The organism is Paenibacillus sp. Soil787, from assembly GCF_001429545.1.
Classification (GTDB): Bacteria; Bacillota; Bacilli; order Paenibacillales; family NBRC-103111; genus Paenibacillus_E.
This window is the reverse complement of sequence record NZ_LMSP01000007.1, coordinates 109,226-135,072: the sequence shown is the minus strand read 5'-3', so window position 1 is coordinate 135,072 and position 25,847 is coordinate 109,226. Positions and strand designations below refer to the sequence as shown.

The window sequence follows — 25,847 nt, the reverse complement described above, 5'->3', positions numbered from 1 at the left end:
TCTGTTGTAACATATACAGTGACAGTGGTATCCGAGAGATAGAAGTTGCAGGAGCCTCTGTTGTAAAGTATACAATGGAAATTACGATTTATTGAGTAAAATTGGAGTTTTAGGAAATTTCATTGTAGAGAATACAATGGAATCGACTCTCATGCTTCAAAAAGTGCCATTCCATTGGAAATATTCCAATAGAAAGGGCATCCCGGCTGTTAAATTCCTACTTCCATTGGATTTGATCCAATGGAAGTACACTGAGGTTTCGAATTCACAAAGTGGAGCAGAGGTTTTGGGGACAGCCAAAAATATAATCCCTAAAAAGCCAAAAAGAGCACAAGGATGTGCTCTTTCATCTCTTTCAAGCTCTTTCATTTTCAATCAAACTTTTCCACAAACAAGCTCGTTCTCAACGATTTCAACTACATTCATCTACTTTAAACTCACACCAACGGCTGCATGCCGCGCTCCAACCAATCCTCGCGAGTCGGACCGTAAACGTCCGGAACTCGCAGTCCGGCTTGGCGCATCAAGACGAACATTTCACCACGATGGTGAATTTCGTGCGAAATGAGAATGCGCAATGTCAAACCATTGAGCCACTGCTCACCATACATGTTAGTGCTCTCAGCAAGCTTAGCATCTGTCCACTGAGCCTGGATAGCTTCGGCTAGTCCGGCTGAGGAGGAGCGGTAAGTGTCGGCAATGGTCTTGGCGGACGCTGGCGCGAGTTCTTCACCCTCGGGCGCATCGAATTTGATACCCATACGTGAGGTCATCTCATGAATAGTAGTTGCGATATGCCAACCTAATTGTCCTAACGAGCGGAAGTCGGGAGCAATTTGCTGTTTAAGTGAAGCGTCTGTCAAAGTATCGAGCGCACGTTGGGTAGCTTTTGCTTCATTGTTCCATTCATTTACAAAATCATCGATTGTTCTGAACATGGGTGAGCCTCCTCAGAGTTTTTCGCCAGAAAAACTGGCACCGTAAGCATAAGCTTGAGTTTTTCGCCAGAAAAACTGGCATCGTAAGCATTAATTTTATTGGTTGCGCCTACTTCATAACTTCATTATAAATAAAGAACACTGACAAGGTCCTGTCAGTGTTCTTTTGCGTAGAGTTGAACAATTTTCTCAGCTTTATCTTTGATGATGGCTGCAATATGGGCCGGCTCGAGAATACGCAGGTTAGGACCGTAGCTAAGAAGCATGCCATGAAGCCACGATTCATCCGGTTGAGTGGCGGTAATCATCAAAGTGCCGTCAGCTTGAACGGTAACTTGCTCAGGACGGAAATAATCCTCTACTTGAGCGCGAACGTTCGGCTGCGCATGCAGCACGAGTTTGATGAGCGTGGAAGGGTCTTTTTTTCCCCAGTTATGATCCAGCTTTTCCAAGGTTCCTTCTTTTCGTTCAAAGGTTCTCTGGAGCACTTCAATCTCTTTCATACGAGATAAGCGGAAGACGCGGAAATCTTGACGCAGCAGGCAATAGCCGTATAAGTACCAGCCAAAGCCTTTGACCACTATGCCCATAGGTTCTACGGTTCGCACTGACTCCTCGCTTTGAGAAGTAATATATTGAAAGGAGATCAACTTGGATTCCTTGATTGAAGTGCGGAGGGTACTCAGCTTTTCTTTGTCCTGATTGCTGCCGCGCCAAGGATTCATATCAATAATAAGTTGATTGTTTAGATTAGCTATGGTGTTCTGTTCCGATTTCGCCACGAGAGCGCCGACTTTATCAAGAAGGTTGCTGATCTCTTGGTCGCCGACGGTAGCGCGGATTCCTTTGAGGCCGACAATAATAGATTGCAGCTCATCGAGGGACAGAAATTGGCGATCCAGCCGATATTCGTCCATAATCTCATAGCCGCCGCTCATCCCAGCATAGGAAACAACAGGTATACCAGCTTGATTAATAGCCTCAACATCGCGATAAACGGTACGCAGCGACACCTCAAAACGCTCCGAAAGCTCTTTAGCGCTGATTCTTCTTCGGTTCAGAAGCAGCATGGTAATGGCAAGCAGACGATCAATTTTCAAGTAGAGCACCTCATAACCTATTATGTATATGTATAAAATTCGATTCAGGAAGAGTAATTCCTCCACAAAAAAGTTGTACAAAACCGACAAGAAAGCTACTATAATGGGGTTTGGTAAAATCTAACATGAAGGACGTGTCCCACTTGATGAAAGCTTTCATTACTCTTGTATCGATCCTATTAACAATGTCCCTTGTATGTATTGCTCCTGGAGTTATAAAGGGGAAAGAGTCACTTATTTCAGACGCAAATCTAGAGACAGCCATTCGAATGGAGCTGACCCTTCTTCAGAAACCGTTAGAAAAAGATGATTTATTGAGATTAAAATCTCTATATCCAAAAGACCCATCGCAAAAAGTTAACAGTCTCGAAGGGCTGCAGTATGCTGCAAATCTGACAAGTCTTTTCCTCCCTCAGCAAGGAATTAAAGGACTAGAGCCGCTTCAAAACCTAACCAAGCTTAGCTTCCTTGCTTTAAATGGAAACCAAATCATAAGTATTGAGCCGCTCCGCAACGATACCAACATAGCGCGTCTAGTGCTTAGCGGGAATCAAATTGAGAGTTTAGGGCCGTTGTCTAATTTAAAAAAACTAACGGATCTTCTTATCAGTAATAATCGGATTACGGATATTAGCGCATTAAGCGGACTACCGCTGCGGTGGTTGGATCTGAGTGGAAATCAAGTCGGGGATTTATCCCCATTAATCCAGGTGCCTTCGTTGGAAACCTTGTATATCGGAAACAATCGTATTCACAATGTAGATGCCCTGCTCCAGCTGCCCAATTTGAAGGATGTGCATATTGAAGACAATCCATTGGATGAGCAAGCAAGTTCTGTTTTCCAATTACTTAAAAAGAAAGGCGTAAAGATAGAATTCACCAAGATTGAAGCACCAAGCGAAGTACCGAATGATGCACCAAGTAAGGCCAATAAGAGTGATATTCGTGTCATTTTGGACGCGAATACGGTTTCCTTCAGTGTACCACCCTTTATTGCAAACTCTACAACATTGGTTCCATTCAGGCCCATTTTCAATCAGTTAGGATTAGAAATTGCGTGGGATGAGCAGACTCGGACAGTCACGGGACGAAAGCAAGACGTACAAATAGAGCTGCAGATTGATAACCCCATTGCTAAAGTAAATGGCAAATCCATAACGCTGTCTGTTGCTCCGACAATCAGAGAGGGGAATACGTTTGTGCCGCTCCGTTTTATCTCGGAGTCAGTCGAGGCAAAGGTAGAATGGGAACAAGCAAGCCGAACCGCTATCATATACAGCAAGAACGAATATATGACCCATGACACGAAGTTCCATTTCACCGCTTATGGCTTATGGAGACAAATGGCCGGTCAAAATAAAGTCGAAGCCGAGGTGGATGAAAGCGTCCAGAAATTTGCGAGTTTGGAAGATGCTGCGAATATTCAGTTGGCTATCAAATATTTCAACTATACCATGTTGTTTATTTCAGCGGAGCCCCAGAAAGACGAAACGAAAAGTCTGAATTTGGCTCAGTATGTGGAACGTGTTAAAAAGAAAGCAACAATAACTAGCGATACTACCCTCGAAGAAAAACAGACCAAATTATTTGGACATGATGCCTTACAACTGACTTATGTGAACAACAGCGACTGGGATAAGCGGATAGATACTCTCCTTGTTTTTATGACAGACTCTCATTTTTACACGATTAGGAACTCCTCCTATGAGGAAACCTATAAAAGTTCCATACAAGATTTCGTTAAGCTGCTTGAAAGCATGTCATTTCACGAAAAATAATTCATTTAATGAAAGAATCCGACCTCTCAAGCCAGTTTAGAGTCATTCCGCATACCCGATGGGAAATTTTGAAATAATAAGCCGAATTCAAATCTCAAAGCGGAGAAACTTTGAGCTACGCTCAAAGATCCCTACATTAGGAGTCGGATGACATGTTTAGAAAAAGCGTTAAAATCGCCCTACACACAGCAGTGATTAGTTTACTATTAAGCAGCTCATCCTTGTGGAGAGGAGGACTTGTGTCCGCAGAAGAGCTGCCGCCAACACCGCCGCCGCAAACTGTAGAGCAAGGCGAGCTTATACAAACGCGTGAGATTGATGTCACTGGTGACGGCAAACCGGATACGGTATCTCTGATAGGGATGAAGTCGGATGTAAGCAGTCCGTACTATAGTAAGCTATTCATTACCGTTATAGGACCGGCTCAGACCCACGTTGTCATCCCGCTTGAGGGTGGATATAACCCGCAGATGGATTTCTGTGATTTTATTCAGGACAAGCTGCCTCAAATCTATGTATCCGCCGAAACAGGGGGCAGCGGGGGGCTATCCAACTACTATATTTACTCAATGAAAAATAATGTTCCGACTGCAATCCCGCTGCCTAGTCCACTTCATGTTAAGGCCACCTTCAAGAAAAATTATGTGGTAAAGATGAAACTGGAAGAGACAGGGAAGTCTTTCAAATTTGATATCAAAGACCGTAAGGACGATTACGAGAAATTCGGTGTGTACAAAAATGGCAGGGTAGTGAAGCCTATTATTGTGGATGTTCATGGTTATGGCGCTCTGAAGCCGATGGATGTAGATCGAGATGGGTACTGTGAGCTGAAGGGTGTTCAGCGAATCACCGGTATTGCGAATGCAGATACACTTGGATACGTCATCTCCGTTTGGAAATGGCAAAAAGGGAAATGGATTTTAAAAGACTCCTCGATTGTCAAAATGCTGCCAGTCAAGTTACGTTAAAAAAAGACCGCCATCTCACGGAGTGCAATGGCTCCATGATGTGGCGGTCTTGCTATGAAATCCAGCTTGCCGTTCTTATGCCCAGTTACCTTGGCGGAACAAAGGCTCGCGGCTTCCATCTGCAAGAATGCCATCGATCTCCATGCTGGCTGCGCCGATCATAAAGTCAACGTGGATTAAACTTTTATTGTAGCCATTCTGAACTAGCTCTTCGGGGCTCATCGTCGTTCCGCCTTCAATCGTGAACGGATATGAATTACCGAGCGCTACGTGACAGGAAGCATTTTCGTCGAATAAAGTGTTGTAGTAAATGAGGCCCGACTGTGAAATGGGGGAGTCATATGGCACGAGTGCCACTTCACCCAAGTAACGAGCGCCCTCATCCATGTCCAGCATCTTATTCAGCACTTCTTGACCCACCTCAGCTGTCGCTTCGACAACTCGGCCATTTTCGAATTTCAGGCTGAAGCCATCGATTAGGGAACCTTGATAACTCAGTGGCAAGGTACTTCGAACCGTTCCGTTCGTGCCATTTCGTGCAGGCATCGTAAAGACTTCTTCTGTTGGGATGTTCGGCACGAAGAAAATGCCCCGCTCTGACTCGCTCCCTGCGGCAACCCATTGATGCTTAGGGGCTAGCTCTATGAATAAATCTGTACCAGGAGCTTTGAAATGAAGTTGCTTGTACTTTTTATTGTTCAGTAAGTTCTGTTTTTCAGTCAGCGTCTCGATATGCTGTTTCCATGCAGCAACAGGATCTGCTTTATCCACGCGTGTTAGTTTGAAAATCTGCTCCCACAGCTTCTTGATGCGTTCGGCTTCGCTTAAATCCGGGAATACTTTAGCCGACCATTCCGCAGTCGGGAAGGAGACCATCAGCCAGTTCACCTGGTTGCTGCGCAGATATTTCAAGAACCCCTCACGCGCAGTTGCCGTAGTTTTGCTGGCGATGGCGATCCGCTCGGGGTCTACATCTTTGAGTAAATCAGAATTAGGCGCGTAGATTTGGAGGAAGGCGGCACCTTCTTTCGCCATCTCTTCCAGGCCGTTTGCTCGCCACATGGGATACTCGCGCAGCGTGGATTCCGGGGCGTGCTTGATGCGCAGCGCCTTTACTTCATCGTCGTCCCAGTCGATGACGACATCTTTGGCGCCTGCGTCGTAAGCTTTTTTCGTTAGCATGCGTACGAAGTCAACACAGGCAATCGGCGTCATGATGACGACGGTTTGGTCCTTTTGTACGTTTAATCCTACACGTATGGCAAGCTCGGCATATTTATCTAGGTAATGTTCGAATGTCTCCATCTCGCTGGCTCCTTTATATTCTAGTAACATTTAGTGTATGATAGGTAATAAAACTTTATCCCGCGGGAGAAAGGCTGGTAACAAATGGAAACGAAGAGCGCGGTACTAAGTACTCCATCCAATTTCATTAAGAATATTGTAAACGAAGATCTGAAATCAGGCAAAGTTAGTCAGGTAATCACCCGATTTCCCCCGGAGCCGAACGGTTACCTTCATATAGGACATGCGAAGTCGATCTGTCTTAATTTTGAGCTTGCGGATGAATTCAAAGGGTTAACAAACCTTCGCTTCGATGATACGAATCCGGTTAAGGAAGATACGGAATATGTAGAATCCATTAAAGCTGATGTGGAATGGCTCGGTTTTCAGTGGGACGGCTTGTTCTTTGCATCGGATTATTTTGAGGAAATGTACAAACGTGCTGTGGTATTGATCAACAAAGGATTAGCTTTTGTGGACGATCAATCAGCGGATGAAATCCGTGAAACCCGCGGGACGCTTACACAACCGGGTACGAACAGCCCTTACCGCGAACGCAGTATCGAAGAGAACCTCGCTTTGTTTGAGCGTATGCGTGCCGGTGAATTCAAAGATGGAGAGCGTGTTCTTCGTGCTAAGATCGATATGTCTTCGCCGAACATCAACCTCCGCGATCCCATTATCTACCGTGTCTTGCATGCTCATCACCATAATACGGGAGATGCTTGGTGCATCTACCCGATGTACGCTTTCGCGCATCCACTGGAAGATGCAATTGAAGGTGTTACGCATTCCATCTGTACGCTCGAGTTCGAAGACCAACGCCCGTTCTACGATTGGGTTGTTCGTGAGTGTGAGATGCCGAATGTGCCTAGACAGTATGAATTTGCACGCCTTAACCTGACGAATACGGTGATGAGTAAAAGAAAGCTGAAACAGCTTGTCGACGAGAAAGCCGTTGACGGTTGGGACGATCCGCGGATGCCCACCATCTCCGGTCTGCGCCGCAGAGGCTTTACGGCTGAATCGATTCGCAATTTTGCTCGCGAAATCGGCGTAGCTCGCAGCTACAGCGTTGTCGATGCGAAGATGCTGGATCATTTCATCCGTGAGGACTTGAAATTGAAGGCGCTGCGTACGATGGGAGTTCTGAATCCGCTCAAAGTCGTGATTACGAACTATCCTGAGGATCAAGTCGAAATGCTGGATATGGAGAACAACGCAGAGAATCCGGAGATGGGCAATCGCCAAATTCCATTCTCGCGCGAGATCTACATCGAGCAAGACGATTTCATGGAAAATCCGCCGAACAAATATTTTCGGTTATTTCCCGGCAACGAAGTGCGTTTGAAAAACGCATACTTCATTAAATGCAATGATTTCATCAAAGATGAAAACGGCAAAGTGGTTGAGCTGCACTGCACCTATGACGTGGAAACGAAAAGCGGCAGCGGCTTCACCGGCCGTAAAGTCAAAGGAACGATCCACTGGGTGGATGCGAAGAGTGCTTTACCTGCGGAGTTCCGCTTGTATGAGCCGTTGATTCTCGATAACGAAGAGAACGAGGATGCTTCGTTCTTGGAGAACTTGAATCCGAACTCGCTGCAAATCGTGCAAGGTTTCGTGGAAGACAATATGAAGCAAGCGCAGCCGCATGATAAGTTCCAATTTTTCCGCCACGGCTATTTCAATGTAGATCCGAAACATACAACAAGCGACCGACTGGTGTTTAACCTGATTGTCTCGTTGAAAAGCTCTTTTGAAGTGTAAGATTGGGCTCCTTGAGTCCAAATAAAAGATGAGACAGGAAATCCTAGTGAAAACTAGGATTTTTTGTTGCGTAGATTAGACTTCCATGCCGCGTTGCGGCACCACTGATGAATGAAAATTTTTAATTTTCAGGGCAAAAAGTATAAGTTTTATACTTTTGCTTCGCATCTACCTTGACAAACGCGCTCGTCCTGAAGGACGACGGAGTCGTTTATCCTTGGTAGATATGGTAATCTCGGTATTAACTTGGACACGATAGAATAAACAATAAACGCAGGGAGCGGACAAATCAAAGGGAACTACAATGCGCTAATTTGGGAAATAAGCGCTTTAAATTGAATATGCGGAACGTGAGTGCTCTATTTGATCAATTTAACCGATTTCTAATCAAAAACACCGAAATAACGCATCATCGTTCCGCTTAGACTTGAATTAGAGCATTTTTCTCCAAATTAGCGAATCGACGTTCCCTCTCATAGATGTGAGAAGCGTAACGCTAGCGCTGCGCTCATCGATGCCGGCATGCCGGGCATGGGGGCATCAATTATATTGGAGATTTCGCAAGCGGGTTTACCGATAGAGTGGCTGCGCTCGATTATCGAAACCCATCAAGACATTGACCATTACGGGAGCGTGTCAGAATTGCTTTAAGAGGCACGTCTTTATTTTTATTAGACTACGGGGTTTCAATGTAGCTTTAGTGAAGCCGTGTATAATTTTATGCAACGCTAGTGGGAAGTTTTAAAAAAACAAATTTTTTTCACAAATATCCAGTAATATAAACGATATATCTTATTTTTTAAGGAGAGTGCCGTGTGACATCCGTATTGGTGGTAGATGATGATCTTAATATTTGCCGGATTACGAAGTTGTATTTGGAAAAAAACGGCTATAAGGTGGTAACCGCAAATGACGGTGAGCAGGCGCTGACTCAGTTTGATGAGCTGCACCCAGACTTCATTGTACTCGATATTATGATGCCCAAACGCGATGGCTGGGAGGTCTGCCAGAAAATTCGTGCGAAGAGCGATGTGCCCATCCTCATGCTGACGGCTAGAGGTCACGTGGATGAGCGAATTGAAGGTTTGCAGATGGGCGCCGATGATTATCTAGTGAAGCCTTTTGACCCGAATGAGCTGGTTGCTCGTGTGACCACGATTCTCCGTAGGACGCTGCTCCGTACTGAAGCTGCTGCGCCTGCTCATCTATATGAAGTGGGCAGTTTGCGAGTGGATAGCCTGTCCCATGACGTGACTGTAGAAGGGCAGCTCGTTGCTTTGCCCAAGAAAGAGTATGAGCTGCTGCTGTTTTTCGTACGAAACCCGAATCAAGTATTTACCCGGGAGGACCTGATCGCCAAGATATGGGGTTGGGATTTCGAGGGCGAAGACCGCGTCGTGGATTTATATATTAAACGTTTGAGGCAAAAGCTATCGGCTTTGACGCAGAGGAAAGAGGATTGGAGCATCCGTACCGTATGGGGCGTCGGGTATAAGTTTGAGGGGCCTGGAGCATGCTGAACTCCTTTTACCGCAAGCTATTATTTATTTATATTTCGATTACTGTTGTGTCGATTCTTGCGATTTCAGGAACCATTGGCTATACGATGAAACAGAAAACCTATGAACGCAGTGAGAAGCTCCTGCTAGAGAAGGTGGAGCAAGTGGGTGAACTAGCCAAGGATTTGTTCGATAACTCGACACAGCCGAAGGATTTCCGTAAGCAGATTAACGCCATCGAGAAAACGTCGAACGTTCACGTTGCCGTTATCAAGCATCCCAGAGCAAATCTGGATAAGATTCAGTCGGTGGGCGAGGCCCCAGCCCGTAAGGAATGGGTGGATAAAGTGCTGTCGGGTAATCAAGTGACGGTGCGAAGCAATTTTACTCAAAATAGTACGGTGAATATGCTCATTGTCGGGCGGCCAGTGATACAGGAGAACCGCGTTATTGGCGGGATTTTCTTATATACTCCAATTATTAATATTCAAGATACGATCAATGGTATCAATCGAGCGATATTCCTATCTGCATTAACGGTTGCGTTACTTGCGATTGCTATGCTGTATTTCGTTTCCAGACATTTTATGAAGCCGATCCAGCTCATGAGCAAAACCGCAGAGGCTTTGGCCTTGGGGGATTTCAGCGGGAGGGTACCCGTTAGAGGCAAGGACGAAATCGCCTCGCTGTCAGGATCTCTGAATCGCATGGCCGGTAAACTGCAGAAGGTAGAAGAGGGACGCAAGCGATTCCTATCCGAAATTTCCCATGAGCTGCGGACGCCGTTGACGACCATTCGAGCTTCCCTGCAAGGGATAACGGATGGCGTTGTTGAGCCTGAGGATGCGAAAGAATTCATCCAAGTTTCTCTTCAGGAGACCCTGCGGCTGAGCCATTTGGTTGATGATTTGATGGAACTGTCTTCTTTTGAGGAGAAGCAGGTCAAATTAAACCTCCAGGATGTCGATGTCCCTGACTTAATAGGGCTGGTGGTTACCCAACTCAAGATGAAAGCCAAAGCAAAGCAGATCGAATTGAGCTCAGAGGCGGAGGGGCCTTACTCGGTTTATGCGGATGCTGACCGCTTGAGGCAGGTGTTTATCAATTTGCTGGACAATGCCATCAACCATATTCCTGAGGGGTCATCGGCGGGTATTCGAGTAAAAGTAGTCAAGAATGAACGCTGGATCGAGGTGTGGGATAAGGGCCTGGGTATCGCGCCAGAGAAACTGCCGCATCTATTCGATCGTTTCTATAAAACCGACGAAAGCCGCAACCGCTCAGGCGCAGGCCTCGGTTTGACCATCAGTAAACACATCGTAGAAGCTCATGGCGGTTCGATTCGAGTGGAATCTCAACCTCAAATGGGTACGGTATTTAAAATATATTTGCAGTCCCCAATGATTCGCCGCATGACAAACTTATGACATAACTATTCGGTAAGATAGGGTTCGTAAGGTAAACATAACCATAAACGAATCGAGGAGCGATACTTATGTTGAAAAAATTAACAGGTCTTGCGTTGGTAGGAGCGATTGTATTGTCTGTTCCGATGGCTGCTTTTGCTGAGAACACGCAGGGGGCGTCTACTGCAGCGCCAACAAGCAAGTCCGCTAAGCCAGTCAAGCAGCTGCTACTGGATAAGGCGCAAATTTTTGGCATATCAACAGACGGCAAAACGACTGAGCAGATCAAAGCGGAGCTTAAAGCTTTAAGTGCAGCCAAACATACAGAGCAATTGAAAAAAGCAGCAGCGAAGCTGGGTATTAGCACAGACGGCAAAACAGCGGAACAGCTGAAAGCTGATATTGAAGCGGCTGTTCAAGTGAAGCTGAAAGAGAAGGCAACCAAGCTAGGTATAAGCACGGATGGGAAGACGAATAAGGAGCTAAGAGCTGCGCTTAAAGCGGCAGCTTTGAAGAATCTACAAGAAAAAGCGGCTAAGCTCGGTGTAACCACCGATGGAAAAACAAATAAAGAGATTAGAACAGAGCTACAAGCGGCCGCTTTGGCGAAACTGCAAGAAAAAGCAACAAAAGCGGGTATTGCCACGGAAGGCAAGACTGCCAAAGAAATACGCGCTGCTTTGAAGGCGGGTAAAGAAGGTAAAAGGGCAGAAGCAGTGAATAAAAGAGCTGCTAAATTAGGTATCTCCACAGAAGGTAAGACCACCGAGCAGGTATTTGCTGAAATAGAGAGTGCGCTGAAAGCGAAATGGGAGAAGCAGGCGCAGAAGTAGGGTGGAGTGCGGGAGAAGCGCTTAGAGTGTATGGTGAAAGAAAGGGAAGTAAGGGAATTAAGGAAAAGTAAGGGAATTAAGAAAAAAGTAAGGAAAAGTAAGGAAAAGCAGGGAAAAGTAAGGAAAATTAAGAGAAAAGTAAGGAAAATTAAGAGAAAAGTAAAGGAAAAGTAATAGAAAAGTAATAGAAAAGTAAGGGAAATTGAGGAAAAGGATAAGGATAAGGATAGGAAAAAACCTCGAGGGCGGTCTCGGGGTTTGTTTTTTTTGAGTAGATAAGACTTCCATGCCGCGTTGCGGCACAGAATTTTAACTTTGTAATTGATTTTGTTTTCAATCTGTCAGTTTTTTGGGGCTAAATAGGCTAAAGTTGTACAACGTACAACAATTTCGGGGGTTCTTTTCACCAAGCAAGTAGTTGTTGTATTTCGTGCAACAATTTAGCTTCATTTCATCAAATAGAGCCACTTTTGAGAGCAAATGCTGTATTTTGTACAACAATCGCAGGAATTACGCGGAATAGCCAGCCGATTGTTGTACAAAATACAACACTGCTAGGATCGAACATTGTTAAGTGCTATCAACCTAAAAATGACAGCGCCATCTGTATATCCAGATGGCATTACGAGGTAGCGGAAGCAAAAAGTTGGCTAGTTATATTCGGGCATTAAGGCTGGGGCTGAGACGGGGAGGCTAACTTGATTTTGTAGGGATTTCGTAAGACTTTCTTAAGAAATTTACGTTATGGTGATAGTAGAGCTTAAAAGCAAATAAGGAATGAGGTGGTTGGTATGAGAAAGATGCAAACGACTTTGAAAATTACGGCAGTTGGATTAGGTATCGTTCTGCTGGTTGTAGGATGGTGGCTTCTAAAGCCTTTGTTTATTGATAAGAAAATAAATGAAGCTCTGCCCATGGCATCCCAAATCGAGCAAGGAATCGAAATGACAGCTGATAAGGGCAAAGAAACTGGCGAGATGGAGAACAAAACTCCGGCCATGCCGGTTGCGGATAAGGAGACAGCCAAGCAGACTGCTGCCGTGTTTGAGGGAGCCTTTGTTGATGGGGAGCCAGGTCACCATGCGAAGGGGAAGGTCATTACGCTCGTGAATGGGGATACGACGATTCTTCGGCTCGAAGATCTGGATGCGACGAATGGACCGGATTTACACTTATTCTTGGCTAAGCCTGGTGGTAAAACAGGTGAAGGCATTAATCTGGGTAAACTAAAAGGCAACATTGGAAATCAGAACTATGAGCTTCCTCCGGATACAGACCTTAGCGTCTATAGTAAAGTTGTTATCTATTGCAAGCAATTTAGTGTGGACTTTGGCTATTCAGAGCTTAAGAAAAGCTAGTGGACCTCAACAAAACCATAGTTCTCTTTCAATAAAAAAAACCCGAGGGTGGCCTCGGGATTTTTTATTGAAAGAGAATATCTCGCGTATCGGCATCAGGGGCGATGAAATCAACAAGCGCTCCGCTTCCTCGGCAACCTCTGCGTGATCAACCTGGGATAAGGGCTCGAATAAGTTGATGGTCAAAACAGCCGATTTGCGCTTCTGTGTGATGGACCAACTGCCGCGAACAAAACCATCGACAATCAACGTGGCCCGGATGATGCCATTGTCCGTGAACACCAGATGCTTATCTTCATCGCGCATGGTGCGGGTGCGATCGTCGTAGGAAAGGAGCATATTATCGAACTCCTACAAGAAACGTGGCGTAGCTGGGGCTAAAGGGTCCGGCCGAGGAGCGTCCGGCAGGTCGAACAGCTCGTTTCCTTGCTTGTCGCGGAAGGAGAGCAGACTTGGGCGCAGCCGCTCGACCACCTCGCGCAGCCGAGTAAGCCCGGACCAGACCTGCATATCCTTGACGGATGCAGGTCCGAAGGCCGCCAGGTAGCGCAGCAGCATGGCTTCGGGGTCTTGCCCTTGTGGCAGCGGGCGGCCGAGCCAAGCCTCTGCTGTAGTGTGGGCGGCCTGCCCGCTGGCGCCCCAGATGCCGCGGGGCGGCACCTGGACAAGCGGTAGGCTGCAGCGCACCGCTTGAGCGAGAGCAGTGGCATCGCTCTGCGGCCACTGCTCTTGGAGGCGCTTGCCGAGCTCACTGAAGGTGAGCGGCTGCGCCTCCAAGAGCGCTCGCCCGGCGGCGGCGAGCGCGTCTAGATCCAGTTCGGCAAGCTTCTTGCCGAACGTGCCCTTTAAGGCGCGGTCCTGCACGGACTGCAGGACGGGGCGAAGTGTCAGGCAGTCTTCGGCCGTGACGAGGTGGATCGTCGAGCGCATGAGAGCGATGCGTACGATGCTTCTGTCCATGATGAGCCGAGACAGCTCCTCATGACGAAAGTTCTGCAGTCTAGTCCACAACGCCACGTAAGGTGGGTTAGGAGCTTGCGCCTGCAAGCCGACGAGGTGCTGGGCTGCCTGGTGGACAGGCATGTCCGAGCGCTTGAGGAGCAATTGCCGAGCTAGTAGTGCTCGGTTTAAGGCACGCTTACTGAGGATAGGGCTGGCACAGCTGGACATGTCGGGTTTAGCAATGTCCATTTTAGCGCAGCCCTCATCTGAAGAATTTATTAACGACATGTGTACATGCCCCCTATGGTTTGAACGATCATTTGCTATATTAATTCCACTATATAACAATTTGCTGACAACGTAATGTCAGGGAGGAATGTACGTTTTAAAACCAGACAAGTTGTTTCCGTTAGCATCAGCACGCTACAATGGGAATAACGAACGAATAGCCGAGAGGTGAAGGACATGATCAACATCGGTCTAGCCGGATGGGGCGACCATGAGTTAGGCGGCAGCAAAGGGAAGCTGCGGGAGTATGGCGCACACTTTCTGATTGTGGAAGTGGATACCTCTTTTTACGCGATCCAACCAGAGCGTAATTATATTAAATGGAACCAAGAGACGCCAGAACGCTTTGGTTTCATTATTAAGGCATACCAAGGAATGACGGGTCATCTGCGGGGAGAGAACCCTTTTGCCGGAGGGATGGAGCAAATGTTTGAGGTTTTCCTCCAGTCGATCCGACCTGTTCAAGAAGCGGGGAAGCTTAAAGCTGTTCTGTTTCAGTACCCGCCATGGTTTGATTGCAACAAGACGAATGTGGATGTGCTGCGAAATGCTAAAGAGAAGATGGGCGATGTACCCGTAGCGCTGGAATTCCGCCATCAGAGCTGGTTTACGGAGGAAATGCGCGACAAAACGCTCACCTTTATGCGGCGAGAGGGTTGGATGCACAGCATCTGTGATGAGCCGCAGGCAGGGATTGGTTCGGTGCCGACCGTGCTGGAGGTTACACATCCTGAGATGACGATGGTTCGGTTCCACGGCCGCAATGTTGGCGGTTGGGTGCAAAACAACGAGGCGAACTGGCGCGACGTACGGTACTTATACCATTACAATCAGCAGGAACTTCTGGAGTGGAAGACTTGGCTGCAAGAGCTCGAGCGGCAAACGCGAGAGGTATGTGTGATCTTCAATAACAATTCAGGCGGACATGCCGCAGGTAATGCCAAGGAATTGATGGGTCTGCTCGGTTTAGAATATGAAGGGCTCGGACCAAGGCAGTTGGATTTGTTTTAGCAATCGAAAAGGGGGTTTTCGTTGCGTACTTACAGATTTTCGGGCTATAGTAAGGGTTATAATGAATTCGGGCTAAGTATTAGCAAAAGAGGAGAGTTAGACAATGGTTGGTGCCATCATCTTAGGTATTATTGCCCTTTTGATCATCGTGGGTTTGACATTCTGGGTAACGAAGAAAGCTTACTCCCGCAAATGGGATGAAGAGGATAACGATTGAGTCACAGACTACGAAATGGAATGCTAAAGCACCAGCCTTTAAATGAAGGTTGGTCTTTTTTTACCACATAAGAAAGTATAAGTTTTCGGTTCCCGAAAACCGCTTTCTTATTGGCGATAAAACTTACATTTAAACGCGGTCGCTCATCTTCGAAAGGCCTCGATAGAGGTTTTCTCATAAATGAGTCTAGCGGTTCGGTTGTCAGGTATACGCTTTCTTGCTATGATTGAAGCAGTACATATAAAGGTGGCTGGCCAATGAACCGAATGGAGGCCGAATTTAGTAACCTGGTGAAAGCTTATCGCAAAAAGCATATGGGCAAGGGGCCGGAGCGCGTGATGACGACCTTCTGTAAGTGCTGGGCGATATGCGAAATGGCAGGAAACCTCTCTCCCGTAGAAAAGTTTATAGCGAAAACCGGCGATGGCAGGCAAATGCTCCGCACGGCTCGCACGGAAATGGTGAAAGAGATTTATAAGGATCACCCCCCTGTCGAGATGGAGGAGCTGCTTGGCGCGAAGTTCGTTAAGCTATTCGTCGATATCGATATTGAGCTGGATGAGGGGATGTCTGTGTTCGTTTTTGATCAGGATTTAGAAAAGAAGTTTTGTAGGTAGGGATGTTGGCAACCCGATAACCCGAAACCTGGCTTCGCAATGAGATGATGTGAAAAGTGCATCTATTTTCGGTTAAAATAGCGGTGAAATCGGAAAAAACTGCAAATTGTGCAGTAAAATTAGCTGCTTTTGACGTTTTTGCATGTATCGTGCTAGATTAGCTGTAGGAAATGCATCAAATTCACTGAATCTAGGAATTTAAGCCCAGTTTGCTGCACTTTATGCAGCTGCGGTTCAAGTGAAAGCCATTAAGTAAGAGAATTTCTACGAGTTTCAATAAATAACAGCTCAAATAGCAGCATATACATAGGTAAAGGTGCTTGGCACTTGGTAGCGAACCTGCCGGAGACTAACCACTGTGAGACATGACTTAGGCTTCCTCTGATGAGAGGAGGTCTGGGGATTGTTTTGCGGTGGTTTTTTGCTTGCTGGGGTGATGTTAGGGCAGCTGCTTGATGTACGGAGTAGGGAGAGGTGATAGTGATAGGTAGCTGAGCGAGAAGGAATTGTGGAAGTAGCTCGAGGACTTCTGAGCCAAAGGGATAGTGGCTATAGTGGAGTGTGAGGGGTGTTATTAGTGAGTTGTTCTTTGGTATGAAGGTGCAAGAATACATAGAGTAAGAGTAAGAGTAAGAGTAAGAGTGCGAGTGAGAACAGTAGCAGATACGAAAGCAAAAGCAAAAGAGTGGAAGAGATAAAAAGTTAAATCAAAGGAGCGTTTTTAAGATGGGGAAAACGAAGCATACAGGGCCAATCAAGCTGCCCGCTAAACCAGATCCAAAGCTGTGGGTCAGCAAGGTGCCATTCGGACTTGGGAAAATAAAGCCGCAGCATATTCGCGAAACGGCAAAAATCGCCTGGCAAAATCGCGATAATCTGCCCTATGCGTATCGCATTCTGACGCAAGGGGTGTGCGATGGCTGCGCGCTAGGCGTATCAGGGCTTTACGACCAAACGCTGGCGGGGCCGCATCTGTGTACAACGCGGCTGAATGTGCTGCGTTTGAATACGATGCCGGCGATTCGCGAGGAGCTGCTGCATGCAGACATTGAGGAGCTGAGCCGCATGAGCAGCACCGAGCTCAGACAGCTTGGGCGTATCCCTTATCCGCTCATCCGCCGCCATGGGGAGCGGAAATTCAGTCGAGCCACATGGGATGAGGCGCTGGACATGATCGCAGGAAAGATGCGTACGATTGATCCGAAGCAGATGGCTTTTTATTTGACAGCTCGGGGGATTACGAACGAGTCGTACTATGTGGCAGCGAAGGTGGCAAGGTTGCTCGGTACGAACAACATCGACAACGCCTCGCGTATTTGCCACTCCCCGTCGAAGACGGCACTTAAGCGCTCCGTTGGCGTGGGCGCGTCGACGTGCAATTACAAGGACTGGATCGGCACGGACGTCCTTGTGTTCTGGGGCAGCGTGGCCGCGAATAATCAGCCGGTCTCGACGAAGTATATGTACGCGGCCAAGCGCAAAGGGACGAAGATCATTGTCATTAACCCGTACTACGAGCCGTCCATGGAGCAGTACTGGATTCCTTCGATTCCCGAATCGGCGTTATTCGGGACAAAGCTGGCTGACGATGTGTATCAAGTGAACATCGGCGGGGATATCGGCTTCATGAACGGCGTCATGAAGGTGTGGTTCGAGATGGAGGAGCGCGAGCCTGGCTCCGCGATTGACCATGCGTTCGTGCAGGCGCACACGAACGGACTAGAGGAGCTGCGCGGCCACGTGGCGCAGCAGGAATGGACGACGCTTGAGCAGTCGTCCGGCCTGACCCGCGAACGCATGCGCGAGTTCGCGGAGCTGCTGGCGCGTGCCAAGAGCGCGGTTTTCGTGTGGAGCATGGGGCTCACACAGCACCGCTTCGGCACGGACAACATCTCGCAGGTGGCGAATCTCGCCCTCCTGCGGGGATTCCTCGGCCGCGAGCACTGTGGGCTGATGCCCATCCGCGGCCATAGCGGCGTGCAGGGATCCGGCGAAATGGGCGCCGATCCCTTCAGCCTGCCGGGCGGCGAAATCGCCAGCGCCGCCGACCGCGTAAGAATCGAGCAGCTCTGGGGGTTCGAGCTGCCGAAATGGCAGGGTGACATCGTCGGTGTCACCCTCGAGAACGCGCTCCTGCCCGAGGAGCAGGAGCGGAAGCTCCGGATGTTCTACACATCCGGCGGCAACTTCCTCGAGACGATGCCGGACCCGGCATTCGTCCGCGAAGCCCTTACAAGCATCGATGTCCGTGTCCACCAGGACATCATCCTGAACACCTCCACGCTGCTTGATGCGCGGGAGGCTGTGGTGGTGCTGCCCGCGATGACGCGCTACGAGCAGCCCGGAGGGGGCACGTCCACCTCCACGGAGCGGATGGTGTACTTCTCGCCCGAGATCGCCGGCCCCCGGATCGGCGAAGCCCGCGCGGAGTGGGCAATCTATGTCGATCTCGCCCGCCGCGTGAAGCCGGGTGCCGCCGAGCAGCTGGGCTGCGGCAGCGCAGAAGCCATCCGCGCGGAAATTGCTCTCGCCGCGCCGAACTATGACGGCACCCAGCACCTGCGTGAGCGCGGTGATGTGTTTCAATACGGCGGCGCGTGGCTGTGCGAGGACGGCGTCTGTCCGACGCCGGACGGCCGCGGCGCGCTGCTGCCGATTGAGCTTCCGGAGCTGCGGAAGCCCGAAGGGCATTTCGCGGTGACGACGCGCCGCGGCAAGCAGTTCAATTCGATGATCTACAGCGACATCGATCCATTCAATGAAGCAGATCGATATGATGTTTTGATCCACCCTCAAGACGCCAGTGCTCTATCTTTAAACGATGGTGAAGCGATCGTCATCTACAACAGCTACGGCAGCATGCACGGAAGGGTTAAGCGTGCCGACGTAAAACCAGGCAACATTGAGGTGCATTGGCCTGAAGGCAACTCCCTGATTCCCAAAGGCGTGTATGAGCAGTATGCAGGCATCCCGGAGTATAACACGGCAGTCATTGTAGAGAAGGCAGAAACCTACCACGCTCATAAGGATACACGCTACGTTGAGAAACGGATTCAAGAGCTGGAGACAGAAGTGGAGTGAAGCTTCCTTTTGTCGAAATCTGCCCCGACAGATCTGGCACTTCGCTTGGCTCAGGATCTAGGGATTACGGTTGTTGGCTTCATCCGCAGGGATCAATTATCGGTGTATTCGTAGCCCGAATACATAATGGAATGTCGACAATGTCCCCTTTTTGTGGAAAAATTTGTATTGTTTCTCTATCTTAATTGTGCTAGATTCTAGCTATTGCCATCTTTTGTTAAGAGAGGAACACAACAATGGGGAATTGGAATACATTTACGAAAAAAGGAATCACAGTTCTGCTAGCAGCCTTCTTACTTGTCTCTCTGCAGGGTCCCGCACCATCTTATGCAGCCGAAGTGAATGCTGAGGTTCCGAAGGTCATTGAGAAGACATCACCTTCTGTAGTAGCTATAATTGGGAAGCCTTCATCTGATTCGGATAAGTCCTTAGACAAGAACCGTTTTAATCTCGCGCACGGCACGGGTGTCATTGTGGAATCGAACGGTGTCATCGTGACGAATGCGCATGTGGTTAAAGATATGAAGAATATCGTCGTCGTTACGTCGAACGGTACAACTTATAATGGACGTGCAACGAATATCGATGAGGAGAGCGATTTGGCCTTGGTCAAAATCGATGCCACCGGCTTATCGCCCGCGAAATTCGCCTCTTCCTCCGATATTAAAGTGGGCGAAACCGTTGCGGCAATCGGGACTCCGATTTCTTTTGCCCTAAGAAATTCCGTCACTGTTGGGATTGTCAGCGGGCTTGACCGCTCTGTGAACTCGCAATATCAGCTTATTCAAACGGATGCGGCCATTAATCCTGGTAACAGCGGGGGCGCTTTGATCAACATGAACGGCGAAGTCATTGGTATTAATACGATGAAATATGCGGATATCGGCGTCGAAAATCTTGGGTTCGCGATTCCAGTGGATACCGTCAAATATGTATTAAAGCATTTTCAGCTTTATGGCAAAGTAAAACGCCCTTATCTCGGTCTGGAGCTGGAAGAAAGTTGGGAAGCGGTTGTTGGTTTACCGAGTTCTACGGGCTTAAGAGTTGCATACGTAGATCCCGATTCACCAGCGGCAGGGGCTGGCATTCAGCAAGATGATCTACTCGTATCGATCGGTGCAAGTAAAGTGAAGACGCTGGTGGATTACAATGAGGCGATTAAGAAGTATTTGCCGAGTGACACGATTGATATAACCATTCAATCTAATAATGCTACCAAATCGAAGTCGGTTACACTCGGAGAAACGCAGCAACAGGCAACGAAAAGTACGCAGGACGCTGAGGGTTCTTACTTGGATGCGGACCGCGGCAAAACGAAAATCGGCGACAGCCACTACGGATGGTCCATGAAATACCCCGCGGGCTTAGTGAAAGGTCATCAGTCCGATGATGGCGACTCCGTCAGTTTCGTGGATGCCAAGGGGGATTTCTCCCTAATGATTAAAGTAGAAAGCAATGTAAGCGACGAGTTGTCACCTTCAGCGCTTCTGAACAGTTTGGCAGGCAATGATGAGAACGATTATTCCGGCGCGGATTCGACCATTTTGGAACGTCAGTATGTGAAGCGTGAAGGTAATCCCTATGCTAAAATTGTTGGTCGTTCTGGGAATGAAGGCTATATCCAGACGCGTGGATACCTTCACGATGGCAGTTTATATACCGTGCATTTATTCGTATCGAAAGAGCATTACAATAACAATTTTAAGCAAAATAGCTACAACGATCTGTTGGATAGCTTTAAGCTTTCCTTTAATGATAAGGATGAGTCGCTTAAAGACATTTCAGTCTACTCTGGTGGCAATACATCTTACACGAACGAGTATGGCTTATCCTTTGATCTGCCCTCCAATTGGCAGCAAAGCGGGTATGAGAGCAGTTCCACCTTCTTTAATGATGACTATTCCCAGACGCTTCATGTCGGCGTAACCTCAGTCTCATCCGGTGATACACTAGGAGCGTGGGTGGATCGTCAGCGTAAGCAGTTTGAAGATTCCTATGTACCCAAATACCGCAATATGGAAGAAGCTGAAGAGCTAACTTTAGCCGGATCACCTGCTCTGAAGGTAACTTATGCAAGTACGTTAGGCAGTAAGTGGAACGCAGGCTTCTCCCTCTTTTTTATGAAGGATAAGTATAAATACGAGGTGGATGTGAACTATCCGAAAGAGGAAGACGGGGCAGCGATTGAAGATCTTCTAAAAACATTAACTGCTACGATCAAGGTGGACAAAGACAGCATGGATCAAGAGCTTGGCTTCATTCAGGATCTGGATGAACTCATGGATCCCAATCATACAGTTGCTTACAAAAACGAGAAATTCAAATACGCGCTGCAAATTCCAGAGATCTGGACCGGCAGCAAGGCGTACGATAATAAAGATCAAGTGAATAAGACGTTCCTTTTCACAGGCGGGTACTTGAGCGTTGGAGCAGAAACGAAAACGACTTACGAAGAGATGGTTAAAAAGGAAGATGCCGCTCAGAAGAAGAGTCATGATAACGATAATGATTATACGTTCACAGATGCGGAAATCTCGCTTTTTGGTGATGTGAAAGCCAAGAAGTATGAGGTCAGCTATGCAAGCGCCAAGATTCCGTACAAGGAAACGATCTACATTTTCAATCGAAATAATATTTCTTACACAGCTACCCTACGTATGGATGACGCTGTCCGCACTGAAGCCAATCTGGCTCGACTCAATAAAGCTTTTGAGTCGTTCAAATTTTTGGACGGCGTGAAAAAATAAAGCTGAACTAATTGAGGAACCTCTCATCGGTCATCAGGGCTGAAGGGAGGTTTCTTGTTTTAAACCTTTGATGACTTCACTAAAGGGGATACGAATCATGAAAATTAAGGTTGTTCGATCGCTCATCTGGCTGCTGTTCATAGGCTTTACGAGTTGTTTGTTGTATTGGATGTTTCTAGGCTTCGGGCGGCATATGCACACTACAGGTCAACTTGCTTACAACGTCGTTCCTTTTCGAACGATTGGTATGTATGTGCTGCATGCCGATTCGTTTTCTAGCCGGACTTGGATCATTAATTTGTTTGGCAACATTGGTGTTTTCACTCCTTATGGTTTTTTGTTGCCTTATTTATTTCGCTCCGCAATGCGTTACGGTACATTCCTTCTGTACTTCGGATGTCCTCTTATAGGCTTGGAATTGCTGCAAATGCTGCTGCGAGTAGGCAGCTGCGATGTCGATGACGTGATACTGAATGTGCTTGGCGCTAGTATATCCTTTGTTCTTTTCGCGGCTGTTGGACGAAGCCTTGCAGGTAGAGAATCAAATAGAAGGTATAAAATGTGAGCAAATGCCTCAACATAGCGGGTGTAACGAATTAACCCCAGAGGAGGAGTTTAATCACCATGACACAGCCTGATTCAAGTCTACAATCACAGAATCCGATATCCTCAGCGCAAAACTCGGTAGAAAATGTCCATGCAGCCGTTTCTCGTGCGATGTCTCATCCAACACCTCAGACGAAGGAAGAGGCTCAGAATTCAATTACTCATGCGGAAAGAGCGCTGGAGCAGGCATCGAATCATTCTGATTCGCCAGCTTTGCAGCAAGCTGTTCAATCATTGAACGATGAGAAAGCTAGGCTCCAGAATATCCAATAATGCCAAAAGCCCCGTTTCCTGCAAAGGATCGGGGCTTTTGCGTTTCTACTGCTTAATTTTTATGATATAACGGATAGCCGGGATCCTCCGGCACCTCAATAGCAATGATGCGCAGGCCTTGATCGCTATCAGCTTTCAGATGAAGAACTTCACCTTCCTCGGAAGCTTGGACGATTGCGAAGTCTTTGTGGGACCATGTTTGAAGCTCCTCCGCGGCGATCTCACTTGTACCTTGCCCTCGAATAACGAGAAAGGCTAGCGGGCGGCTTGGTGTAAGTGTATAGCTGAACTCAGAATCAGGCTCAAGGCTCCAATCGTACATGTTAACGTCCGTATCCAGCTTAATGGGAGAATCCCCGCCGATTACGGTTTTCAGCTTTGCTCCACCGTTATGGCGGGTTGGGAATTTCTCATGCTCGTATTGATGGTAAGCGGCAGGCTTTTTCACGGTCTGACTAAGGTGCGGCTCGAACCAGATTTGCATCCCCTCGCTGCCCGCTCTGCGGAACGCCTCCGCGTGATAGACACCGGAACCGGCTTGAATGACTTGCGCACCGCCATTTGTCACTGTTTCCAAGGAACCTAGGGAATCTTGGTGCTCTACGAGACCATCGATGACGTAAGTGACAATTTCGAACGCTTTATGAGGATGCATACCGATCTCAGACACCTCGGAAGCTTTGCCCCATGCCCAGTAGAATAAGGAACCGACGCGGTCAACGGCCGTTTTCTCACCCGGAAAGCTGATGGCTCGTTGTTCCAGGAATTTGCCTCCGTCAAATGCGCCAACGCCCTGTTGCTCAGCTGGAAATACTTGGATGTTCATTGTAACAGCTCCTTTGCTATAAAATATTTAATTACTTACTATATGTAAGTATTATAAATCTTTTTTATCCGGCTGTCAAAACCTTATAGCTTACCAAACTTGGGTAGATCTTGACTTCGCATCTACCCCGAACTACAATTTCTATGTAAGGAGTGTGCCTATAATGAAAATGCAAAACTTTAAATATAAAGGAAGCGGACTTAATCGCTTTTTCGGCCCCTTAGAAGCAAAAATTATGGAAATTCTCTGGACCAACTCCCTTGAAATGACGATTAAAGATGTCCAACAGAAGTTAGATCAAGCTAAAATCATTAATTTTAATACCGTCATGACTGTTATGAATCGCTTGGTAGACAAAGGAATTTTGCAAAAAAAATCCGTTGTAAGATCGTTTAAGTACAAACCTGTTGTTTCAAGAGATGAGTTCATGGAAGCCCAATCCAAAGAGCTTACTTTTGATCTTATCGAAGAATTCGGTTCTTTGGCGGTCACCCATATGGTGGATGCGCTTGATAAAGTAGACCCCGATCTGCTCGACCAGCTGGAGCAAAAAATTAAAGACATCAAAAAGGATCGATAACGATGATGGAAAAACGGTTTAAATGGTTGTATACTGCGTCACTCGCCATATCGGGGGCAATTTTAGGACAAATGTTACTCTATGTACTCCAGTTTATTTTTAAATGGAAATCGTTGTATAATATATTTGATTTATGTGTCATTTTATTCAAAGATCTTCATGTACCTGCACCCATTGCGTGGCATGTAGTGAACGCTCTTATTCTCTATTCGTTTGGTGCAATTCTGTGGATATCGGTTCGGCATTTCCTTGGCTCCTTCAAAGCGATGAAGCTCGTTGAGATGTATCAAGACCCTCATCTATCAGAGCAATACCGCGAACAATTTCAGCTTAGTGAAGATCAGTTCCAGATCATTTCTTACAAAGCTCCCATCGCGATGACGATAGGGCTGTGGAAGCCGCGGATGATCCTATCATCCGGACTTATGGACATGCTGGAACCTAACGAGCTGCTCGCTGTTATCGAGCATGAGAAGTGCCATATGAGGCACAGAGATCCACTCGCGATCTTCCTGCTTTCGATGATATCCAAATCGATGTGGTACATTCCAATATTCGCTTGGATGGCTGATAAATACCCCATCATGATTGAACTTAGGGCAGACAAATATGCCATTACACAAATGAAACAGTCCACACATTTAGGCAGTGCTCTCCTCAAACTACTCAAACAAGCACCAACACCACATGTATCCTTATCTCACGCCTCATTCGCCGAAACATCAATGAATGTACGCATCATGCATATTCTCGATCCACAGATGAAAATCTCGTTTAAATGGCCCCTTGCGCGGCTGATCATTTCGCTCTTAACAATTATTTTACTTGTGGGACTTATCTAAGATTGGATACCCTGAAACGAATGGTTCACATTTAGCAGTCGGAGCCCATGTCAGGAAAGTTGACGGGCTTCGACAAAAACTGCAGAAAAGTCTTGACTTTTCGGATATCCAAAACTACACTTTGTAGTGTGGAAAATTATGTAGCTTTTTAAAATGGGGGAGAGAGATTAATGGATTATATTTTGAAAAATTTGCACTACATCGCAACACATGTACCGATCGCGCTTCTTGTTTTTAGCTTTATTTTTGACTTAATCGCCATAATCGCGAAAAAACGTGAATGGCACTCCGCTGGTATGCTTTGCCTAGTTGTGGGCGCGCTCGGGGCTATCGCAAGTGTCCTAACAGGCCCATCCCCATGGCGTAATCCACTAGTGGTTCCGCATGAGTTTTATGCGAAATTAACGATGTCTTTGTCTATCATGTTAGCGGTTGTGCGTGTTGGCTTACTGATCTGGAAAAAGAAAGAAATAGGTCGTAACCCTATCTACTTGATTGGTTCGCTCGCGGCAGTTATCCTCGTTGGCTACACAGGACACCTTGGCGGTCAAATGGTACATAAACCGGTTCCAGCTAAGACGGCTGTTCCCGCTGCATCACCAGGAGCATCTCCAGCAGCATCCACTGCACCAGCAGCTACAGCAGCACCAGCGAAATAATGAAAAAGGGTTATCCAAAGGCTTGCAGCCTTGGATAGCCCTTTTTTGTGACCACATAAGTATAAGTTTTCGGTTTACGAAAATCGCTTTCATATTGGCGATAAAACCTAATACAGGGATCTTTGGTCGTAGACTCTCGGGGGCTCGAATGCAGCTAAAGTGGCGCGAGACGTCTGAAAAAGACCTCTCAGCTGCTGAGAGAAGGCGTGTAAGCAGGTTTTACG

22 protein-coding genes and 2 pseudogenes are annotated in these 25,847 nt (G+C 47.3%); 19 read left to right on the top strand and 5 right to left on the bottom strand.

Translation table 11 applies throughout. From position 1 onward, the window contains the following. Positions 1–437: 437 nt before the first annotated feature. On the bottom strand, positions 438–938 hold the full coding sequence (locus ASG93_RS10005) for a DinB family protein (RefSeq protein WP_056831384.1): 501 nt from the start codon (positions 936–938) through the stop codon (positions 438–440). A 155-nt stretch (positions 939–1,093) separates the two neighbouring features. Beyond that, entirely contained in the window at positions 1,094–2,038 is a 945-nt protein-coding gene (locus tag ASG93_RS10000) for a helix-turn-helix transcriptional regulator (protein WP_063891835.1), read from the bottom strand. 146 nt (positions 2,039–2,184) lie between these two features. On the opposite strand from ASG93_RS10000, the gene ASG93_RS34045 reads away from it, so the two are divergent. Both ASG93_RS34045 and ASG93_RS09990 read left to right on the top strand, forming a co-directional pair. After that, the gene (locus ASG93_RS34045) at positions 2,185–3,816 is read left to right on the top strand and encodes a stalk domain-containing protein (RefSeq protein ID WP_235550806.1); all 1,632 of its coding nucleotides are present in this window, start codon (positions 2,185–2,187) and stop codon (positions 3,814–3,816) included. Between the two features lie 152 nt (positions 3,817–3,968). After that, positions 3,969–4,784 carry a hypothetical protein gene (locus ASG93_RS09990; protein WP_063891834.1) on the top strand — a complete coding sequence of 272 codons (816 nt, stop codon included), beginning with the start codon at positions 3,969–3,971 and terminating at the stop codon, positions 4,782–4,784. A 75-nt stretch (positions 4,785–4,859) separates the two neighbouring features. Here the strand turns inward: ASG93_RS09990 and ASG93_RS09985 are convergent, their stop codons facing one another. After that, positions 4,860–6,089 (bottom strand): aminopeptidase, encoded by a 1,230-nt coding sequence (locus ASG93_RS09985; RefSeq protein WP_056831380.1) that lies wholly within the window; start codon positions 6,087–6,089, stop codon positions 4,860–4,862. 84 nt (positions 6,090–6,173) lie between these two features. Between ASG93_RS09985 and ASG93_RS09980 the strand changes: the two genes are divergently transcribed. The 7 genes from ASG93_RS09980 (at position 6,174) to ASG93_RS09960 (ending at position 12,934) form a co-directional block, all read left to right on the top strand. Further along, complete coding sequence (locus ASG93_RS09980) at positions 6,174–7,838, top strand: glutamine--tRNA ligase/YqeY domain fusion protein (RefSeq protein ID WP_056831378.1); 1,665 nt, start codon at positions 6,174–6,176, stop codon at positions 7,836–7,838. Positions 7,839–8,297: 459 nt separating this feature from the next. Next, on the top strand, positions 8,298–8,489 hold the full coding sequence (locus ASG93_RS37145) for an MBL fold metallo-hydrolase (RefSeq protein WP_414858856.1): 192 nt from the start codon (positions 8,298–8,300) through the stop codon (positions 8,487–8,489). A gap of 164 nt (positions 8,490–8,653) precedes the next feature. Continuing rightward, positions 8,654–9,358, top strand: a complete 705-nt coding sequence (locus ASG93_RS09975) for a response regulator transcription factor (RefSeq protein ID WP_056831376.1) — start codon at positions 8,654–8,656, stop codon at positions 9,356–9,358. Beyond that, positions 9,352–10,764 (top strand): sensor histidine kinase, encoded by a 1,413-nt coding sequence (locus ASG93_RS09970; protein WP_056831374.1) that lies wholly within the window; start codon positions 9,352–9,354, stop codon positions 10,762–10,764. Before ASG93_RS09975 ends, ASG93_RS09970 begins: the two co-directional genes overlap by 7 nt. A gap of 68 nt (positions 10,765–10,832) precedes the next feature. Beyond that, a complete protein-coding gene (locus ASG93_RS09965) occupies positions 10,833–11,576 on the top strand; it encodes a hypothetical protein (RefSeq protein WP_056831372.1) in 744 nt (247 codons plus the stop codon). A 30-nt stretch (positions 11,577–11,606) separates the two neighbouring features. Continuing rightward, positions 11,607–11,750 (top strand): hypothetical protein, encoded by a 144-nt coding sequence (locus ASG93_RS34975; protein ID WP_156410856.1) that lies wholly within the window; start codon positions 11,607–11,609, stop codon positions 11,748–11,750. A 617-nt stretch (positions 11,751–12,367) separates the two neighbouring features. Continuing rightward, positions 12,368–12,934: a DM13 domain-containing protein gene (locus tag ASG93_RS09960; RefSeq protein WP_056831370.1), complete on the top strand. Its 567-nt coding sequence runs from the start codon at positions 12,368–12,370 to the stop codon at positions 12,932–12,934. A gap of 6 nt (positions 12,935–12,940) precedes the next feature. On the opposite strand, the pseudogene ASG93_RS09955 reads toward ASG93_RS09960, so the two are convergent. Further along, positions 12,941–14,017: pseudogene (locus tag ASG93_RS09955) on the bottom strand (winged helix DNA-binding domain-containing protein). Positions 14,018–14,341: 324 nt separating this feature from the next. Here ASG93_RS09955 and ASG93_RS09950 point away from each other — a divergent pair. From ASG93_RS09950 to ASG93_RS09925, 7 genes and pseudogenes are all read left to right on the top strand, one after another. Beyond that, a complete protein-coding gene (locus ASG93_RS09950) occupies positions 14,342–15,175 on the top strand; it encodes a DUF72 domain-containing protein (RefSeq protein WP_056831368.1) in 834 nt (277 codons plus the stop codon). A gap of 474 nt (positions 15,176–15,649) precedes the next feature. After that, positions 15,650–16,009 carry a DUF2294 domain-containing protein gene (locus tag ASG93_RS09945; RefSeq protein WP_056831366.1) on the top strand — a complete coding sequence of 120 codons (360 nt, stop codon included), beginning with the start codon at positions 15,650–15,652 and terminating at the stop codon, positions 16,007–16,009. 726 nt (positions 16,010–16,735) lie between these two features. Beyond that, positions 16,736–19,090 (top strand): FdhF/YdeP family oxidoreductase, encoded by a 2,355-nt coding sequence (locus ASG93_RS09940; RefSeq protein WP_056831364.1) that lies wholly within the window; start codon positions 16,736–16,738, stop codon positions 19,088–19,090. 6 nt (positions 19,091–19,096) lie between these two features. After that, positions 19,097–19,204, top strand: a pseudogene (locus tag ASG93_RS34035) (formate dehydrogenase accessory sulfurtransferase FdhD); the annotation flags it as partial. A 122-nt stretch (positions 19,205–19,326) separates the two neighbouring features. Next, positions 19,327–21,837, top strand: a complete 2,511-nt coding sequence (locus tag ASG93_RS09935) for a trypsin-like peptidase domain-containing protein (protein WP_056831361.1) — start codon at positions 19,327–19,329, stop codon at positions 21,835–21,837. A 97-nt stretch (positions 21,838–21,934) separates the two neighbouring features. Next, on the top strand, positions 21,935–22,402 hold the full coding sequence (locus ASG93_RS09930; RefSeq protein WP_063891831.1) for a VanZ family protein: 468 nt from the start codon (positions 21,935–21,937) through the stop codon (positions 22,400–22,402). 59 nt (positions 22,403–22,461) lie between these two features. After that, complete coding sequence (locus ASG93_RS09925; protein ID WP_047684987.1) at positions 22,462–22,716, top strand: hypothetical protein; 255 nt, start codon at positions 22,462–22,464, stop codon at positions 22,714–22,716. Between the two features lie 52 nt (positions 22,717–22,768). Here ASG93_RS09925 and ASG93_RS09920 read toward each other — a convergent pair whose 3' ends face one another. Continuing rightward, complete coding sequence (locus ASG93_RS09920; RefSeq protein ID WP_056831359.1) at positions 22,769–23,542, bottom strand: pirin family protein; 774 nt, start codon at positions 23,540–23,542, stop codon at positions 22,769–22,771. A gap of 163 nt (positions 23,543–23,705) precedes the next feature. Here ASG93_RS09920 and ASG93_RS09915 point away from each other — a divergent pair, with 163 nt between their 5' ends. From ASG93_RS09915 to ASG93_RS09905, 3 genes are all read left to right on the top strand, one after another. Beyond that, entirely contained in the window at positions 23,706–24,122 is a 417-nt protein-coding gene (locus tag ASG93_RS09915; protein ID WP_056831357.1) for a BlaI/MecI/CopY family transcriptional regulator, read from the top strand. 2 nt (positions 24,123–24,124) lie between these two features. Further along, a complete protein-coding gene (locus ASG93_RS09910) occupies positions 24,125–24,964 on the top strand; it encodes a M56 family metallopeptidase (RefSeq protein ID WP_056831355.1) in 840 nt (279 codons plus the stop codon). 170 nt (positions 24,965–25,134) lie between these two features. Next, a complete protein-coding gene (locus tag ASG93_RS09905) occupies positions 25,135–25,623 on the top strand; it encodes a DUF2231 domain-containing protein (RefSeq protein WP_056831353.1) in 489 nt (162 codons plus the stop codon). Positions 25,624–25,847: the final 224 nt, after the last annotated feature.

What these genes read in the sequence shown, in the direction of transcription:
- ASG93_RS10005 (WP_056831384.1), bottom strand. Translation starts at nt 938, where the DNA reads ATGTTCAGAACAATCGATGATTTTGTAAATGAATGGAACAATGAAGCA.
- ASG93_RS34045 (WP_235550806.1), top strand. Translation starts at nt 2,185, where the DNA reads ATGAAAGCTTTCATTACTCTTGTATCGATCCTATTAACAATGTCCCTT.
- ASG93_RS09990 (WP_063891834.1), top strand. Translation starts at nt 3,969, where the DNA reads ATGTTTAGAAAAAGCGTTAAAATCGCCCTACACACAGCAGTGATTAGT.
- ASG93_RS09985 (WP_056831380.1), bottom strand. Translation starts at nt 6,089, where the DNA reads ATGGAGACATTCGAACATTACCTAGATAAATATGCCGAGCTTGCCATA.
- ASG93_RS09980 (WP_056831378.1), top strand. Translation starts at nt 6,174, where the DNA reads ATGGAAACGAAGAGCGCGGTACTAAGTACTCCATCCAATTTCATTAAG.
- ASG93_RS09970 (WP_056831374.1), top strand. Translation starts at nt 9,352, where the DNA reads ATGCTGAACTCCTTTTACCGCAAGCTATTATTTATTTATATTTCGATT.
- ASG93_RS09965 (WP_056831372.1), top strand. Translation starts at nt 10,833, where the DNA reads ATGTTGAAAAAATTAACAGGTCTTGCGTTGGTAGGAGCGATTGTATTG.
- ASG93_RS34975 (WP_156410856.1), top strand. Translation starts at nt 11,607, where the DNA reads ATGGTGAAAGAAAGGGAAGTAAGGGAATTAAGGAAAAGTAAGGGAATT.
- ASG93_RS09960 (WP_056831370.1), top strand. Translation starts at nt 12,368, where the DNA reads ATGAGAAAGATGCAAACGACTTTGAAAATTACGGCAGTTGGATTAGGT.
- ASG93_RS09950 (WP_056831368.1), top strand. Translation starts at nt 14,342, where the DNA reads ATGATCAACATCGGTCTAGCCGGATGGGGCGACCATGAGTTAGGCGGC.
- ASG93_RS09945 (WP_056831366.1), top strand. Translation starts at nt 15,650, where the DNA reads ATGAACCGAATGGAGGCCGAATTTAGTAACCTGGTGAAAGCTTATCGC.
- ASG93_RS09940 (WP_056831364.1), top strand. Translation starts at nt 16,736, where the DNA reads ATGGGGAAAACGAAGCATACAGGGCCAATCAAGCTGCCCGCTAAACCA.
- ASG93_RS09935 (WP_056831361.1), top strand. Translation starts at nt 19,327, where the DNA reads ATGGGGAATTGGAATACATTTACGAAAAAAGGAATCACAGTTCTGCTA.
- ASG93_RS09930 (WP_063891831.1), top strand. Translation starts at nt 21,935, where the DNA reads ATGAAAATTAAGGTTGTTCGATCGCTCATCTGGCTGCTGTTCATAGGC.
- ASG93_RS09925 (WP_047684987.1), top strand. Translation starts at nt 22,462, where the DNA reads ATGACACAGCCTGATTCAAGTCTACAATCACAGAATCCGATATCCTCA.
- ASG93_RS09920 (WP_056831359.1), bottom strand. Translation starts at nt 23,542, where the DNA reads ATGAACATCCAAGTATTTCCAGCTGAGCAACAGGGCGTTGGCGCATTT.
- ASG93_RS09915 (WP_056831357.1), top strand. Translation starts at nt 23,706, where the DNA reads ATGAAAATGCAAAACTTTAAATATAAAGGAAGCGGACTTAATCGCTTT.
- ASG93_RS09910 (WP_056831355.1), top strand. Translation starts at nt 24,125, where the DNA reads ATGATGGAAAAACGGTTTAAATGGTTGTATACTGCGTCACTCGCCATA.
- ASG93_RS09905 (WP_056831353.1), top strand. Translation starts at nt 25,135, where the DNA reads ATGGATTATATTTTGAAAAATTTGCACTACATCGCAACACATGTACCG.